This is a genomic window from Novosphingobium sp. TK71, assembly GCF_055361505.1.
This window is the reverse complement of record NZ_CM143962.1, coordinates 3130820-3146354: the sequence shown is the minus strand read 5'-3', so window position 1 is coordinate 3146354 and position 15535 is coordinate 3130820. Positions and strand designations below refer to the sequence as shown.

The following is a 15535-nucleotide window of genomic DNA, read 5'->3' as shown; positions in this document are numbered from 1 at the left end:
GGACTAAACTTTCCAGCCCGAATGAATCGCGACGAGGCCGCCCATGATCGGCTCGACCTTGGTGTGCTTGAAACCGGCATTGCGAATCATCCGCTCGAATTCCGGCATCGGCGGGAAGCGGCGGATCGATTCGATCAGGTAGCGGTACGATTCCGCGTCACCGGCGATGGCCTGCCCGATCCTGGGCACCAGACGGTGCGAATAGGCGTCGTAGACTTCCTTGAAGCCCGGCCATTCGGTGGTCGAGAATTCGAGACAGAAGAACCGGCCACCATACTTGAGCACGCGATTCGCCTCGGCCAGCGCCTTGTCGATATGCGTCACGTTGCGGATGCCGAAAGCGATCGTGTAGGCATCGAAGAAGCGATCGCCGAACGACAGTTCCTCCGCGTTCTGGCGTGACCAGACCAGGCCATCGATACCGCGTTCGATCGCACGCTCGATACCGACGTCCAGCATGTCCTGATTGATGTCGGAAACCGTGACCGAGGCGCCGTGCGCGGCCATGCGGAAGGCGATGTCGCCCGTGCCGCCGGCCATGTCGAGGATCTGTTCGCCCTCGCGCGGCTTCACCCGGCGCACGAACTTGTCCTTCCAGAGCCGGTGCATGCCCACGGACATGGCATCGTTCATCACGTCGTACTTGCGTGCAACGCTGGAGAAGACGGCGCCGACGCGCCCTTCCTTCTCCTCGGGGCTGACCTCTTCGTAGCCGAAGGAAACCGTTTCGCTCATGGCGCTGTCCTCTAGCCTCCCGGCCGCGCCTGCGCCACCCGGTGATTTGGTTATTTTGCCCGCCGCATGGCAAGCGCGGAAACCACGATCCCGCCGAGAATCAGCGCCATCCCCGCCAGATGGTAGCCATGCAGCGGCTCACCGAGCAGAAACGACGAAAGCAGTGCGCCGAACAAAGGCATCAGCGTGATCGCCTGCCCTGCCCGCGCCGCGCCGAGTTCGTGAGTCGCACGGTTGTAGATGAAGTAGGCCAGCACCGAGGGGAACACCCCGATATAGGCATAGGCGGCAAGGATTTTCGGGCTCCATGCCACCGCCTGCCCCTGCAGGGCCTCTATCGCTGCCAGCGGCGCCATCGCCAAAGCCCCGAGGCCAAAGGTCAGCAGGAGAAGACTGGCGGCCGAAATCGGCGGCCGCTTCCTGAGGAACACCGTATAGAGCGACCATGCCGCGACGGCGCAGAAGATCAGGCCGTCCCCGGCGCCCAGCCGCAACTGCATCAAGGCCGCCGGATCGCCGCGAAACACGATCGAAACGACGCCCAGCGTGGAAACCAGCACGCCCATGACGTGCAGCCGCCCCGGCCGCCCCCCGAAAATCGCGAAGTCCAGCACCATGACGACTGCGGGAATCGCCGCCTGCAGCAGCAGCGCATTGGCCGCGGTGGCGTAGTGCAGCCCTTTATAGAGGAACCCGTTGAAGCACACGACGCCCAGGAACCCGAGCGCCAGTACCCAGCGCCATCCGGCCAGAGCCTGCGCCCGCTCTTTCCAGAGTTGCCATGCCGAGAAAGGCAGCAGGACCATCACCGCGATCAGCCATCGGCCGAGCGCGAGCGTGAAGGGCGGAACATCCGCGCGCACGGCCCGTCCAACGATCGAATTGCCGGCCCAGAACAGCATGACCAGCCCCAGCATGAGAAATGCACGCATCTGCGGCCGGTTGTTTTCCATGCCGCTGCCTTAGCCACCGCCTCGCAGCCTGACGAGACGGGTAGCGTCCCAATTCTTGATTATCGGATGGAGGATCGCTTTTCGCTGCGGTTCCTTCCCTTGCCGGGACACAGCACCTATCTCTGCGCGGCGATGCCAGAACTTCCAGAAGTAGAAACCACCGTCCGCGGCCTTGCCCGATACCTGGAGGGTGAGCGGATAGCCCGCGTCACGCTGAACCGGCCGGACCTGCGCCGCCCGTTTCCGCCCGAGCTGGTGCAGGTGCTTACCGGCGCCCGGGTCACGACGATGGGCCGGCGGGCCAAGTATGGCCTCATCCATACCGACCGCGACCAGACCATGGTGTTTCACCTGGGCATGTCGGGCCGCTGGCGAATCGAGCCGGAAAAGCCCGAAAAGCATGACCACCTCGTGATCGAGACCGGCTCGGGCCACGTGCTCGCACTGAACGACGCCCGGCGATTCGGCTCGGTCGACCTCGTTGAGACCGGCGCGCTCGATTCGTGGGGACCTTTCGCGGCGCTCGGACCGGAGCCTCTCGGCGAAGGCCTGACCGCCGCGCACCTGAAGTCCGCACTCGCCGGACGAATCGCCCCGATCAAGCAGATGCTGCTCGACCAGTCGGTGGTGGCAGGTCTCGGCAACATCTATGTCTGCGAGGCCCTGTTCCGGGCCGGCATCCGTCCCGACAGGGAAGCCGGGCTGGTAACGCTTCCCGCCCTGCGCAAACTGGTCCCCGCAATCCGGGACGTGCTGTCCGAATCGATCGCGGCGGGAGGCTCGACGATCCGCGACTATGCGCAGCCGAACGGCGAACTGGGATATTTTGCTACCGCCTGGCAGGTTTATGGGCGAGAGGGGCAGGACTGTGCCTGCGGCGAGCAGGTCCGGCGATTCGTACAGGGCGGACGCAGCACCTTCTGGTGCTCGAAATGCCAGAAATAGGCCGTTTCCTGCGGCCCTCACGGGTTGACGGAACAGCGCTCCACCGCTAAGGGGCGCGCTTTCCGGCGAGTCCGCTCGCCAAATCAGATTCGATCAGGCAATTGGGCCGCCCGGCGGCCAGACAGAGGAACGACATGGCCAATACGCCGCAAGCCCGCAAGCGCATCCGCCGTAATGAGCGCCGCGCGGAGATCAATACGAACCGCATCAGCCGCATCCGCACCTTCATCAAGAAGGTCGAATCGGCCATCGCCGGCGGCGACAAGGGTGCTGCTTCGGAAGCTCTCAAGGAAGCCCAGCCCGAACTGGCTCGCGGCGTTGCTCGCGGCGTGCTTCACAAGAACACCGCTTCGCGCAAGCTTTCGCGCCTCACCAAGCGCGTCGCCGCGCTCGGCTGATCTTTCCCGGTAGGCACGCCTACACGGCGCGCCTGACCGTGCGGCACCGGCCCGCGCTGCCATCTGAACTTCCGTCATTACGGCGGGAAATCAGATAGCAGCGCGGGCCGAGCCTTTTTCAGCCTGCCGAAAGGTCGCAGGACGCGCGCCCGGCGCGATTCTCCCGAGACCGATTCTGAGTCGCCTCGCGCGATTCGCACCCCCAGCGGCAAGGCTCGCCATCACGCCTGAGTACGGAACGGGAACGGTGCCGGAGAGTCATTCTCCGGTTCCGCGAGCGCGTTCGCGCGCCCCTTGAACGCACCTTCAGGCAAACTCGCGGAAATGTTGCGATTCGCACAGATCGCTTCCGGACCCACGCACCATCTATATGATTTTAAACGATAAATCATTTCATGACGGAAATTGGGCACTCAAGGCGAGTCAACAGCCATAATTTTTTTTATTTGGGGAGTGCCGTATTGCACCGCGGCCAAACCCGTTTCTAAAAGGGTCCTCGGCCGTAGCGGAACTGGCCGGGGAACATCGACAGCGACGAAACACCTGCTGCAGGCATGCACCTGCAGTTGAGGGACGTTTTGTCCGCGAACGCATGGAAGCCAGCTCCGCCAAGGTTATTAATTTTCGCGGCCCACAGTGGGGCCACATTTCGGGGTAGCTGCCAACAAAGGGGAGTTGGTCCAGGTGTCAGGTTCAACAGTGGGTCGGTCTCCGGCAGGTCAAGGCGCAAACGGCGTGAACAAGAAATCGAAGGCGGTACGAGTGGCGATGGAAGAGGATCAGGAAGCCGTAAATCTGGCGGCAGACTGGGCTGACATCAGCCAGGGCCTGCGCAAGGATCTCGGCCAGCAGGCGCACAGCCAGTGGATCAAGCCGATCCAGCCGGGCAACTACTGCAAGGAAACGGGTACCCTCGATCTGTACCTGCCGACCGAGTTCTCGGCGAACTGGGTGGCGGATCGTTTCGCGGACCGTCTCTCGCTGGCCTGGAAGATCGCCCGTCCCGACGTGCGCCACGTCCGCATCCTCGTTCACCCCGGCCGTCGCCAGCTGCCCGAACTGCGTCTCGGCAGCGGCGGCCGCCCGAGCAGCGCCCCGGCGAACGATTCGGCACAGGGCACCGCCGATTCGATGGCAGCCGTGCTTCAGGGCGAAGCCTTCGCCGCGCTTGGCCAGGGTCCGGCCGGGATCGACGCCTCGCAGACCTTCACCTCGTTCGTGACCGGCCAGAGCAACGTGCTCGCCTGCAATGCCGCACAGCGCATGTCGGCCACCGAAACGCCGCAGTTCTCGCCGCTCTACCTCAAGGGCGCGACGGGTCAGGGCAAGACGCACCTTCTTCACGCGATCGGCCATGCCTATCTCGCGAATCATCCGCACGCCCGGATCTTCTACTGCTCGGCCGAGCGCTTCATGGTCGAGTTCGTCCAGGCGCTGCGCCAGAACCAGATGATCGAGTTCAAGTCGCGCCTGCGCGGCTTCGACCTTCTGCTGGTGGACGATATCCAGTTCATCATCGGCAAGGCATCGGCGCAGGAAGAACTGCTCTACACGATCGATGCGCTGCTTCAGGAAGGCAAGCGCCTGGTCTTCGCCGCCGACCGTGCGCCGCAGGCGCTCGACGGCGTGGAACCTCGCCTGCTCTCGCGTCTGTCGATGGGCCTCGTCGCCGATATCCAGCCGGCCGACATCGAACTGCGCCGTTCGATTCTCGAAAACCGACTCGGCCGCTTTGCTTCTGTGGACGTGCCTTCGGACGTGATCGAGTTCCTGGCGCGCACCATCAATCGCAACGTGCGTGAACTGGTCGGCGGCTTGAACAAGCTGATCGCCTATGCCCAGCTCACCGGACAGGCCGTCTCGCTCCAGCTGGCAGAAGAACAGCTTACCGACATCCTCTCGGCCAATCGCCGCCGCATCACGATCGACGAGATCCAGCGCACGGTCTGCCAGTTCTACCGGATCGACCGGACAGAGATGAGCTCCAAGCGCCGCGCCCGCGCCGTCGTGCGCCCGCGCCAGGTGGCCATGTACCTCGCCAAGGTGCTGACCCCGCGCTCCTATCCGGAAATCGGCCGCAAGTTCGGCGGCCGCGATCACTCCACGGTAATCCATGCCGTGCGCCTGATCGAGGAACTGCGCAGCCGCGACGCCGACATGGACGGCGACGTGCGTTCGCTTCTGCGCCAGCTCGAATCCTGAGGTTTTCGGAGCTTTCCTCCGAAAACCCACAGCCTTCACACAGACTTGTCCACAAGCCTGCACTGCAGGCTAACGACATGGAAAGAGCCCGAAAGACGCGCCGGTCGAGCGCGTTTTTCGGGCTCTTTTCTTATCCGGGCGAAGCACCCGAGAAGCCTCGGAACCCCTTCCGGCAACATCGCGGATACCGAAGAGTGTAAAATTTTAACCATTGAATAAGCGAGATGCGCTAGCCTGCTGGAAACCGGGCCCATGCCCGCTGGCGAAGAAGAGGCATTCTCCATGCGCTTCTATCAGGCGACGACATTCGTGTTTCCCCGGCGCTATGAATGGCGAATCCTCCTCGCCTGCCTTGGCGCGGCAGGCCTGCCCTTGGTGGCCGCCGCCGGCTTCCAGGCCGTGACCGGCATCTGGCGCACGGACCTGCTGGGCTTCATGGCCGCAGCAACCGCGATCGGCGCGATCATCGCGCTATCCGTCATCCATGCCCTGCTCGCCCCGATCCGCGAGGCAACCGCGATGCTGCGCGCAGCGCAGGCCGGAGAGCATGTCGGCCCGGTGCCGACCGGAGGCGACGACCTTGCCGGCCGGCTTCTCCACGGCGTGGCCCTTGCCGTCCAGCAATCGGCGGCACGGACCGAGCCGAGACTCGAGACCGCCGAACGAGACGCGCTGACGGGGCTGCGCAACCGCTTCGGCTTCCTCGATTCGGCGGAACGCGTGCTCATCGACGGTGGCAACGCCGTGCTCGCGCTGATCGATATCGACCGTTTTGCGACCATCAACGACCGGTTCGGCCGCGCCACCGGCGATTCGCTGCTGCGCGAGGTCGCGCGCCGACTGGAGCACGGCGTCCGCCGCTCCGATCTGCCCAGCCGCAGGAACGGCGGCGAATTCGCCATTCTCTTTCCCGATACCATGCTGGACGAGGCTCGATTGGTGATGGAACGCCTTCAGGCCAGCATCGCGCTCGACCCCACGCTTCGGGGGGACGAATGGCCGGTCACTCTCTCCTGCGGGCTCGCCCCGGTCCGCAGCTTTGCGCAGCTCGAAGACGCCACCCGGATCGCGGGCAATGCGCTCATGGCCGCCAGGAATGGCGGGCGCAACAATGTGCGGATTTCGCGAAACGAATGACGCCCGGCGGCAGCGAACGCTGTTCGCCCGGCCGGTATTCCGCTCCCTTGCCCCGCGCGCCTTCGATGCTGTAGGCCCCGGGCATGACTCCCGCCCTCCCCGCCAGCTATTCGCAAGCCGCGCTACGCGGCATTCGCTGCCGCTGTCCGCGCTGCGGCGAGGGCAGGTTGTTCCGCAAGTGGTTGAAACCGCTAGATCGCTGCGCCCTGTGCACGCTGGACCTCACGCCCCAGCGCTCGGACGACTTTCCGGCATATATCGCGATGATCGTGACCGGGCACCTGATGGCCCCGCTTATCATCGCCTTGTCCAAGGACTTTCACCTGGGCCCGGCCGCTATGTTCGCGATCCTGATCCCGCTTGCGGTGGCGATGATGATCGGCATGCTCCAGCCTGCCAAGGGCGCGGTCATCGCCACGCAGTGGTGGTTCGGAATGCACGGCTTCCGCAAGGAACGCATTCCCGAACGCGAGGCCCCCACTTCCGAAGATACAGGCGCCCCATGATCCTTTCTCCCGAACGACTGCAGCGCTTCGCCCGCCATATCGTGCTGCCCGAAGTCGGCGGTGCAGGCCAGGTTGCACTGGCCGAAGCTCATGTGGTGCTTGTCGGCTGCGGCGGGATCGGCAGTCCTGCCCTTCAGTATCTCGCCGCAGCCGGCATAGGACGGCTGACGCTGATCGACGACGACACGGTGGACGTCAGCAATCTGCAACGCCAGACGGTTTATTCGCCATCGGATATCGGCAAGCCCAAGGCGGAAGCGGCGGCCGAATGGGTGCGGCGCTTTGATCTTGGCCTTGAGATCCTGCCGTGCGTTACGCGTCTCGGGGGTGACAACGCTGCAGGGATTCTCTCCGGCGCGAGCGTGGTACTGGACGGGTGTGACAACTTCGCGACTCGGCTGCTGGTGTCGGATACCTGTGTCGAATTGGGCATTCCGCTGACGAGTGCGGCAGTCGGCCGCTTCCAGGGACAAGTCGCCAATTTCGCCGGACACCGGACCGACCAGGCCTGCTATCGGTGCTTCGTGGGTGACGCCTTCGACGCCCAGGACTGCGACACTTGCGCAGCGGACGGGGTGCTGGGAGCAATGGTCGGCATGGTCGGCACTTTCGCGGCGATGCATGCCATGCGCGTGCTGCTCGCCGGCAAGGCCGCGCTGGGCGATCCGCAGTTCGGCACGCTCCACCTGATCGACGGCATGGCCCCGTCGATGCGCGCGCTCAGGATCGCCAAGGATCCCGGCTGCCGCGCCTGCGGTGTTCAGGCACTCGCGCCGTCGTGATGATAGACCGATAACCGCGCGAGCAGTTCGGGGGCAAACAGCCGCATGTTCACGCCCATGCGGTCCTTTGCAAGGTCAACCGGGCTCCAGTGCGTGGTGCAGCCGCATTGCGGGCAGTGCCAGAAGGTCAACACTTCCTCCCCCCTCCGATAGCCGGTGAGCGCTCCCTCGATCCGCACTTTCGAAAGGCTGTGATAGGACCACAGGGCTCCCAGCCGGCGGCAGACCGAGCAATTGCAGTCGCAAACGTCATGCGGATCGCCCGTGAGCTCCACAGTGACCGCGCCGCAGTGACAGCTGCCGCGAAGAAGGCTCATGCCGCAAGCATCTCATCGACCCATGCCGCCACCAGCTCGGTTGCGGGGCCATGGCGCGCCTCGTCGAACCAGAGCGTCCCTTGCGAGGGCTCCAGGTTCAGTTCGAGGGTCGCCGCGCCGAATTCGCGGGCGTTGCGCACGAAACCGGCGGCCGGATAGACCGCGCCGGAAGTGCCGATCGAGACGAACAGGTCCGCCCGCTCCAGCGCTTCGAATATCTCCTCCATGCGGTAGGGCATCTCGCCGAACCAGACGATGTCGGGCCGGAGCGCCGCCTCGCCGCATTCCGGGCACTGCGGGCGATCGATCAGCGGGCCCCTCCAGGGCGAACGCAGGTCGCAGGCCGTGCACCATGCGTTGAGATGCTCTCCATGCATGTGCAGCACCCGCCGCGCGCCCGCCCGCTCGTGAAGATCGTCGACATTCTGGGTGACGATCAGCAGTTCGCCCTCCCACTCCCGGTCCAGCTTCGCCAAAGCGAGGTGAGCGGCATTGGGCGCCTTGGTCTGGATCGCTTCGCGCCGCATGTCATAGAAGCGCAGGACAAGATCGGGATCACGCGCGAAGGCCTCGGGCGTCGCCACATCCTCCACCCTGTGCTGCTCCCACAGCCCTCCTCCGTCACGAAAGGTATCGATGCCGCTTTCGGCCGAAACGCCTGCTCCGGTAAGGATGACGATGTTGCGGATGTCCTTCATCCCGGCCATGAGACCAGCCTTCAACGGAGACGGCAAGTGGCACGAATCGGAATTATCGGCAGCGAAGGACGCATGGGACGCGCAATCGCGGAGGCTATCGCCGCTGCAGGCGAGGAAGTTGCGGGCGGGATCGACCGCGATGGCGACGTGACAGCGCTGGCCGCCAAATCCGACGTGCTGATCGATTTTTCCAGCCCCGGCGCGCTTGAGGGCAACCTCGATGCCGCCATGGCTGCCGGCAAGCCGATCGTCATCGGCACCACCGGCCTTGAAGAACGCCATCACTGGCTGGTCGACACCGCCGCCGAAACGATCCCCGTGCTCCAGACCGGCAATACCTCGCTCGGCGTCACCCTGCTCGCTCATCTCGTGCGCGAAGCCGCGAGCCGCCTTGGCGAGGACTGGGATATCGAGATCGTCGAGACTCACCACCGCATGAAGGTCGACGCCCCCTCCGGCACCGCACTGCTGCTTGGCGAGGCGGCAGCCAAGGGCCGCGAAGTCAGCCTGCCCGAGGCGGCCGTGCGTGGCCGCGACGGCATAACCGGCAAGCGCGAGAGCGGGACCATCGGCTTCGCGGCGCTGCGCGGCGGCACCGTTGCGGGCGATCACACCGTACATTTCCTGGCCGACAGCGAGCGCCTGTCGTTCTCGCACCTCGCCGAAAACCGCACGATCTTCGCGCGTGGAGCGGTCAAGGCGGCACAGTGGCTGCTCGGCAGGAAAGCAGGCCGCTATACCATGCCCGAGGTGCTGGACCTTTGAACAAGGCCGAGATTTTCGAATTCTTCCGCCGTCTCGCCGAGCTTAATCCCTCGCCCGAGACGGAGCTGGAATTCGGCAACAACTACCAGCTTCTCGTCGCCGTGGTGCTTTCAGCGCAGTCGACCGACGTCGGCGTCAACAAGGCGACGCGCGCACTGTTCCGCGAGGTGAAGACCCCGGCGCAAATGGTCGAGCTGGGCGAGGAAGGTCTGAAACAGCATATCAAGACGATCGGGCTGTTCAATTCCAAGGCCAAAAACGTCATCGCGCTCTCCGAAATCCTCGTCGATCGCTATGACGGCGAAGTGCCGGAAGACCGCGATGCGCTGGTCGAACTGCCCGGCGTGGGTCGCAAGACCGCCAACGTGGTCATGAACTGCGCCTTCGGGGCCGAGACCTTTGCGGTCGACACGCATATCTTCCGCGTCGGCAACCGTACGGGGATTGCCAAGGGCAAGACCCCGCTGGCAGTCGAAAAGCAGCTCGAAAAGCGCGTGCCGCAGCCTTTCCGGGTGGGATCGCACCACTGGATGATCCTGCACGGCCGCTACATCTGCAAGGCGCGCACGCCCGAGTGCTGGCGTTGCCCGGTGATTGACTTGTGCGACTACAAGGACAAGGTTCTGGAGAAGGGAGCCGCTCGCAAGGCTGCCTGATCGGGAGGATGTCCATGCTCCGCCGTCACATCGCCTTAGTGCCCTTCGCCCCCGCCGTGCTTCTCGCCAGCGCCTGCTCCCAGCAGGAGGCAAAGCCGCCGCCACCTGCAAGCCCCGCCGCGCAGGCAATCGGCGCCTCGCAGGACTGCCTGCCGCTGGCGCAGTTCTCGAACACGCGCATCCGCGACGACTGGACGATCGATTTCATCGGCGGCGCTGGAAACCGGGTTTGGCGGGTAACGCTGCCGAACCGCTGCTCTGGGCTGAAATCCGCCGACAGCTTTACGTACGCGACCTCGCTCTCGCAGCTCTGCCGGAACGATATCATCTATCCGCTCAACCGCGTGGGGAACGGTTTCCAGCGCGGCGGCGGCTGCGGACTGGCGCCGTTCACGCCCGTAAAGCTGGAGCAATAAGCGGGAGATTCCCGGCCGCTTCGAATGGAAACGCGCGCAGTTACGCCGTGCGCTCATTGCTGCGCGGCCCTGCATTACTGTGGCGCAGGGAAGCGTTGCTCCCCTGCGCTATCGCTTCAGGCCTCGTACTGCTCCGGATCGACGTTCAGCCCTCTGCGGCCGTCCGAAGAAGTCCGGGTCGGTGCGTGAGGCATTTCCTCGTCCGGATCGACCAGAGGCTGGAGCATGCCCTCGCTGCGGGTGATGACAGCTGTCGCCACCGCATTTCCCACGACGTTCGTCGCCGAGCGGCCCATGTCGAGGAAGGTGTCGATGCCGAGCAGCAGCGCGATGCCTTCCACCGGCAGGCCGAACTGCGTCAGCGTTGCCGCGATCACCACGAGGCTGGCGCGCGGCACGCCGGCGATGCCCTTCGAACTGACCATCAGCGTCAGCAGCATCAGGATCTGCGTGCCGATGGGAACGTGGATGCCATAGGCCTGCGCGATGAAGATCGACGCGAAGCTCATGTAGATCATCGAGCCGTCGAGGTTGAAGCTGTAGCCCAGCGGCAGGATAAAGCCCGAGATGCGGCGCGGCACGCCGAAACGGTCAAGCTGCTCGAACAGCTTCGGCAGGCTGGCTTCGGACGATGCGGTTGAGAACGAGAGCAGCAGCGGCTCGCGGATGTAGCGGAACAGGGTGACGATCCGCCCGCGCAGGAAGATCCCACCCACGAGGAACAGCAGCAGCCAGAGCAGAAGCATCGCGAAGTAGAATTCGCTGACAAGCACGCCGTAAGTAACGATGATGCCAAGCCCGCGCACCGCGATCACGCTGGCAAGCGCGCCGAACACCGCGAAAGGCGCAAAGCGCATCACATAGTCGGTAACCTGCAGCATCAGTTCGGACAGTGCCTCGCTCACCTTGACGATGATCGCGCCGCGTTCGCCGATCGCGGTGAGCCCGACCCCGACGAAGAGCGAGAAGACGAGGATTTGCAGGATGTTGTTTTCCGCCATCGCATCGACGGCGCTGCTCGGGAAGATTTCGAGGATGAAATGGCGGAGCGTCAATTCGCCCATTTCCAGCTTGCCGAGATCGGACGCCGTGGTGAGGCCGGCGCCGACACCCGGCTTGAACAGGTTCACCAGCACCAGACCGAGACCGAGCGAGATCAGGCTGGCGGTTATGAACCAGCCCAGCGCCTTGCCGCCGATGCGGCCGAGCGCCGCGCTGTCGCCCATGCCGGAAATGCCCGTGACGATCGTCGCGAAGACCAGCGGCGCGATGATCATCTTGATGAGCTTCAGGAAGACGTCGGGCAGCAGCTTGAAATAGTCGGCCCATTCCGCAAGCCGCGGATCGTCCGCCGGCAGGCTCGCGTGCAGTACCCAGCCCACGGCGATGCCCAGCACCATGCCGATAATGATATATAGCGTCAGGCGCCTGCCCATTCCCACCTCGCAACAAAATTGCTGGCGACACTAACAGCGTGACCCGGCGGGTCAACGCCGGGCCGGACAGTTTCCGTCAGGTTCAGGGCCTCGCGAGCGCCGCCTCGGTCACGCGGCGATAGATGCGCACGAGCATGTCGAGATCGGGGATCGCCACTGCTTCATCGCGCTTGTGCATCGTCGCGTTCGACAGGCCGAACTCGATCACCGGCGAAAGGTCCTTGAGGAAGCGGGCGTCCGAAGTTCCGCCGCTGGTGGAAAGCTCCGGCTCCACCCCGGTCTCGGCGCGGATCGCTTCCGCCAGCATGGCGGAGAACGCGCCGGGCTCGGTAAGGAACGCCTCGCCCGAAATCACCGGGCGCGCGGTCCCGCCGTGGCGCTCGGCAATCTCGGTGACGCGGCGCGACAGGCTTTCGCCGGTGTGCAGGTCGTTGAAGCGGATCGAGATGCGCGCCGAGGCCCGGGCCGGAATCACATTGGTGGCCGGATTGCCGACAGTGAGGTCGGTCACTTCAAGATTGCTGGCCTGGAACCAGTCGGTCCCTTCGTCCAGCACGATGGCGTCGAGTTCGGACAGCATCGCCACCAGCCCGGTGATCGGATTGTTGGCCAGATGCGGATAGGCGACGTGGCCCTGCACGCCTTCCACCTCAAGCCAGATGTTGACCGAGCCGCGACGGCCGATCTTCATCATGTCGCCCAGGCGGTGCACCGAAGTAGGCTCTCCGACGAGGCAGAGGTCAGGGATTTCGCCGACTTCGCGCATGTGATCGATCAGGGCGAGCGTGCCGAAGCGCGCCGGGCCTTCCTCGTCGCCGGTGATGATGAAGCTGATCGTACCCGCTTCCGCCGGGATCTGCGCGGCGGCGGCAACCATGCAGGCGATGGAGCCCTTCATGTCCACCGCACCGCGGCCGTAAAGCAGCTCGCCGCGCACTTCCGGCGCGAAGGGAGCGCTGCTCCAGCCCTCGCCCGGAGGCACAACGTCGAGGTGGCCGGCGAAGGCGAAGTGGCGCGAACCCACGGGGCCCTTGCGGATCGCGAAAAGGTTCTCGACCGGGCCGTCTGGTGCCTCACCCGCGAGGAAGCGATGGACCGCGAAGCCGAGCGGGGCGAGCTGGCTTTCCAGGCAATCGAACACCGCGCCGGTTGCGGGCGTGACGCTGGGGCAGGCAAGCAGGGCTTCGGCGAGCGCGAGTACGGGTTCGGTCATGGCCCGGGCCATTGCACAGGAGCGCGCCCAAGACCATAGCCGAAGCACAGCGTTTCGCGGGAGAGCGACCATGCCCAGACTGGATATCGAAGCCATCCCACCCTCGAACGGCACCGGCTACCCGGCGCCTTTCGATACGGCGGTCGAGGGTCGCTGGTGGCGCCGCCTCGCACCTGTGGGCGGGTTGACCGAAATGGGCGCCAGCCATGTCGTGCTGAAGCCCGGAGCATGGTCCAGCCAGCGCCACTGGCACGAGGGCGAGGACGAATTGCTGGTGATGCTCTCGGGTGAGGCGGTACTGGTCGAGGATGACAGCCGCACCGTGCTGCGCCCCGGCGACATATGCGCCTGGGCCAGGGGCGTGCGGCTAGGCCATCACCTGCGCAACGAAAGCGATGCCGACTGCGTGTTCATCGCGGTCAGCGCAGGCCGGGACGCGGGCGGTTCCTATCCCGACATCGACATGATGTGGAACGAGCAGGGCTACCTCCACAAGGACGGCACTCCCTACCCCGCCAGACGCCTGCGATAGCGTGCTACTGGACCGGGGTCTCGTATTGCTCGATGACCCAGTCCTCGGCCTCGGCGGCGTTGATCCACTGCTGCATCCACTCGTGCTCCCACATGGCCTGCATATAGGCCTGCGCGAAGCCGGGAACGCCGACGCCGTAAGTGAGGAAGCGGCTGACCACCGGCGCGTAGATCACGTCTGCCGCGCTGAAGGTGCCGAACAGGAACGGCCCGCCCTTGCCGAAACGGGCACGCGCTTCCGCCCAGAGCGTGAGGATGCGCACGACATCCGCGCGGACATCCTCACCCAGCGACACGCCCTGAACACGGGTGCGGATGTTCATCGGACAGGCGCGGCGCAGCGCCATGTAGCTGGAGTGCATCTCGGCCACCATCGAACGGGCCATCGCGCGCGCGGCATCGTGCTTCGGCCAGAAACGGTCACGGCCGACCTTGTCCGCCAGATAATCAATGATGGCGAGACTGTCCCACACCACCGCTTCGCCGTCCCAGAGAATCGGCACCTTGCCGTGGCTCGGTGCGAGATCGTCGGAACTGCGCTTGGCTTCCCAGTCGTCGCCGAACAGCGGGACCGTGATCTCTTCGAAGGCAAGGCCCGACTGCTTGCAGGCCAGCCAGCCGCGGAGCGACCAACTCGAATAGTTCTTGTTGCCGATAATAAGCTTCACTGCGCAGTTCCCCGTAGGCTGACCAAGGGAACTATCGGTTCAGCCTGGCAAAGTCGAGGATGAACGCCGTCGCAACGTGTCGCAGGAGGGGAAGGAGGAAAGCAGGAGAGAAACGCCCCCCTGCTCCGCCATGACTGCCAAGGTCAGGCATTCACCGATCCGCTGCGTGCCTTTAGAAAAGGCGCGTGAGATAGAAGAACAGCGCGCCCACGACCGCGCTCGCCGGGATGGTCACGAACCAGGCGACGATGACGCGGCTCGCCACCGACCAGCGCACCGCGCTGGCACGGCGGGCGGCGCCGGTGCCCACGACGGCGCCGGTAATGGCGTGCGTGGTCGAGACAGGAATGCCCATGGCGCTGGCCCCGAAGACCACGATCGAGCCGGCCGTGGAGGCGCAGAAGCCCGAGTGGTGGTTGAGCTTGGTGAGCTTCGAGCCCATCGTCTTGATGATCTTCCACCCGCCCGAGAGCGTGCCGATCGAGATCGCCGTGTAGCAGGCGAGCACGACCCATTCGGGCACATGGAAGCCACCTTCGAGGTGCCCGGTGGAATAGAGCAGCACCGCGATGATGCCCATGGTCTTCTGCGCGTCGTTGCCGCCGTGGCTGATCGAGTAGGCCGCCGAGGAGAACAGATGCAGCGTCTTGAAGACGCCGTTGGACGCACGCGGGGTGGAGCCCTTGAACAGCCACGAGGTCAGCAGCATCATGCCCATCGCCAGGATGAAGCCCAGCACCGGCGAGGCGACGATGGCGATGACCGTCTTCACGGTGCCTTCCGATTCGACGACACCCGGCCCGGCCGCCGCGATGCCGGCGCCCAGCAGGCCGCCGATCAGCGCATGGCTGGAGGACGAGGGGATGCCCTTGATCCAGGTCAGCACGTTCCAGAACATCGCGCCCACGAGCGCGCCGAACACCACAGCAGGCGTCACCGCGTCCTTGTCGATGATGCCCTTGCCCACCGTCTCGGCGACGTGGAGGCCCATGATCCAGTAGGCGGCGAAATTGCCGAATGCGGCGAACAGCACGGCCACGACCGGCGAGAGCAGGCGCGTGGCCACCACGGTCGCAATGGCGTTGGCAGCGTCATGCAGCCCGTTCAGGAAGTCGAAGGCGAGCGCCAGCGCGACGAGGCCGAACAGCAGCGGCAGGGCGAGGGTATGCTCCATGTC

At 64.9% G+C, this 15535-nt stretch carries 18 protein-coding genes; 10 read left to right on the top strand and 8 right to left on the bottom strand.

All coding sequences use genetic code 11. The annotated features are described in order from the left end of the window. Positions 1 to 3: 3 nt before the first annotated feature. On the bottom strand, positions 4 to 735 hold the full coding sequence (locus tag ACXJ16_RS14820; protein WP_054439431.1) for a class I SAM-dependent methyltransferase: 732 nt from the start codon (positions 733 to 735) through the stop codon (positions 4 to 6). A 50-nt stretch (positions 736 to 785) separates the two neighbouring features. Then, positions 786 to 1667: a DMT family transporter gene (locus ACXJ16_RS14815; protein ID WP_463920882.1), complete on the bottom strand. Its 882-nt coding sequence runs from the start codon at positions 1665 to 1667 to the stop codon at positions 786 to 788. 153 nt (positions 1668 to 1820) lie between these two features. Between ACXJ16_RS14815 and mutM the strand changes: the two genes are divergently transcribed. The 6 genes from mutM to ACXJ16_RS14785 all read left to right on the top strand — a co-directional run bounded on the left by mutM (position 1821) and on the right by ACXJ16_RS14785 (position 7658). Next, the gene (mutM, locus tag ACXJ16_RS14810) at positions 1821 to 2633 is read left to right on the top strand and encodes a bifunctional DNA-formamidopyrimidine glycosylase/DNA-(apurinic or apyrimidinic site) lyase (protein WP_054439579.1); all 813 of its coding nucleotides are present in this window, start codon (positions 1821 to 1823) and stop codon (positions 2631 to 2633) included. A 134-nt stretch (positions 2634 to 2767) separates the two neighbouring features. Then, positions 2768 to 3031, top strand: coding sequence for a 30S ribosomal protein S20 (gene rpsT / locus ACXJ16_RS14805; RefSeq protein ID WP_054439428.1), 264 nt, complete (start codon positions 2768 to 2770; stop codon positions 3029 to 3031). A gap of 768 nt (positions 3032 to 3799) precedes the next feature. Further along, positions 3800 to 5233: a chromosomal replication initiator protein DnaA gene (gene dnaA / locus ACXJ16_RS14800; protein ID WP_054439426.1), complete on the top strand. Its 1434-nt coding sequence runs from the start codon at positions 3800 to 3802 to the stop codon at positions 5231 to 5233. A 252-nt stretch (positions 5234 to 5485) separates the two neighbouring features. Next, the gene (locus ACXJ16_RS14795; RefSeq protein ID WP_292635606.1) at positions 5486 to 6370 is read left to right on the top strand and encodes a GGDEF domain-containing protein; all 885 of its coding nucleotides are present in this window, start codon (positions 5486 to 5488) and stop codon (positions 6368 to 6370) included. A gap of 83 nt (positions 6371 to 6453) precedes the next feature. After that, positions 6454 to 6876 carry a DUF983 domain-containing protein gene (locus tag ACXJ16_RS14790; RefSeq protein ID WP_324697025.1) on the top strand — a complete coding sequence of 141 codons (423 nt, stop codon included), beginning with the start codon at positions 6454 to 6456 and terminating at the stop codon, positions 6874 to 6876. Next, entirely contained in the window at positions 6873 to 7658 is a 786-nt protein-coding gene (locus ACXJ16_RS14785; protein WP_324697027.1) for a HesA/MoeB/ThiF family protein, read from the top strand. The genes ACXJ16_RS14790 and ACXJ16_RS14785 overlap by 4 nt, the downstream gene beginning before the upstream one ends. Here the strand turns inward: ACXJ16_RS14785 and ACXJ16_RS14780 are convergent. Together ACXJ16_RS14780 and ACXJ16_RS14775 are read right to left on the bottom strand one after the other, a co-directional pair. After that, positions 7637 to 7975 (bottom strand): GFA family protein, encoded by a 339-nt coding sequence (locus ACXJ16_RS14780; RefSeq protein ID WP_324697029.1) that lies wholly within the window; start codon positions 7973 to 7975, stop codon positions 7637 to 7639. The genes ACXJ16_RS14785 and ACXJ16_RS14780 overlap by 22 nt on opposite strands. Beyond that, entirely contained in the window at positions 7972 to 8673 is a 702-nt protein-coding gene (locus ACXJ16_RS14775; protein WP_054439576.1) for an NAD-dependent deacylase, read from the bottom strand. Before ACXJ16_RS14775 ends, ACXJ16_RS14780 begins: the two co-directional genes overlap by 4 nt. 36 nt (positions 8674 to 8709) lie before the next feature. Between ACXJ16_RS14775 and dapB the strand changes: the two genes are divergently transcribed. The 3 genes from dapB to ACXJ16_RS14760 are packed head-to-tail and all read left to right on the top strand — an operon-like array spanning position 8710 to position 10510. Continuing rightward, on the top strand, positions 8710 to 9438 hold the full coding sequence (gene dapB, locus ACXJ16_RS14770) for a 4-hydroxy-tetrahydrodipicolinate reductase (RefSeq protein WP_324697031.1): 729 nt from the start codon (positions 8710 to 8712) through the stop codon (positions 9436 to 9438). Then, complete coding sequence (gene nth / locus ACXJ16_RS14765) at positions 9435 to 10094, top strand: endonuclease III (RefSeq protein ID WP_054439419.1); 660 nt, start codon at positions 9435 to 9437, stop codon at positions 10092 to 10094. Before dapB ends, nth begins: the two co-directional genes overlap by 4 nt. Before the next feature lie 14 nt (positions 10095 to 10108). Further along, positions 10109 to 10510, top strand: a complete 402-nt coding sequence (locus ACXJ16_RS14760; RefSeq protein WP_463920881.1) for a hypothetical protein — start codon at positions 10109 to 10111, stop codon at positions 10508 to 10510. A 116-nt stretch (positions 10511 to 10626) separates the two neighbouring features. Here the strand turns inward: ACXJ16_RS14760 and ACXJ16_RS14755 are convergent, their stop codons facing one another. Then, positions 10627 to 11946: a dicarboxylate/amino acid:cation symporter gene (locus tag ACXJ16_RS14755; RefSeq protein ID WP_185998531.1), complete on the bottom strand. Its 1320-nt coding sequence runs from the start codon at positions 11944 to 11946 to the stop codon at positions 10627 to 10629. A gap of 82 nt (positions 11947 to 12028) precedes the next feature. Further along, positions 12029 to 13159 carry a succinyl-diaminopimelate desuccinylase gene (gene dapE, locus ACXJ16_RS14750; protein ID WP_185998530.1) on the bottom strand — a complete coding sequence of 377 codons (1131 nt, stop codon included), beginning with the start codon at positions 13157 to 13159 and terminating at the stop codon, positions 12029 to 12031. Between the two features lie 70 nt (positions 13160 to 13229). On the opposite strand from dapE, the gene ACXJ16_RS14745 reads away from it, so the two are divergent. After that, entirely contained in the window at positions 13230 to 13691 is a 462-nt protein-coding gene (locus ACXJ16_RS14745; protein ID WP_185998529.1) for a cupin domain-containing protein, read from the top strand. Between the two features lie 4 nt (positions 13692 to 13695). Here the strand turns inward: ACXJ16_RS14745 and ACXJ16_RS14740 are convergent, their stop codons facing one another. Then, positions 13696 to 14358 (bottom strand): glutathione S-transferase family protein, encoded by a 663-nt coding sequence (locus ACXJ16_RS14740; protein WP_054439413.1) that lies wholly within the window; start codon positions 14356 to 14358, stop codon positions 13696 to 13698. Between the two features lie 172 nt (positions 14359 to 14530). After that, on the bottom strand, positions 14531 to 15532 hold the full coding sequence (locus ACXJ16_RS14735; protein ID WP_054439411.1) for an inorganic phosphate transporter: 1002 nt from the start codon (positions 15530 to 15532) through the stop codon (positions 14531 to 14533). Between the last annotated feature and the right edge of the window lie 3 nt (positions 15533 to 15535).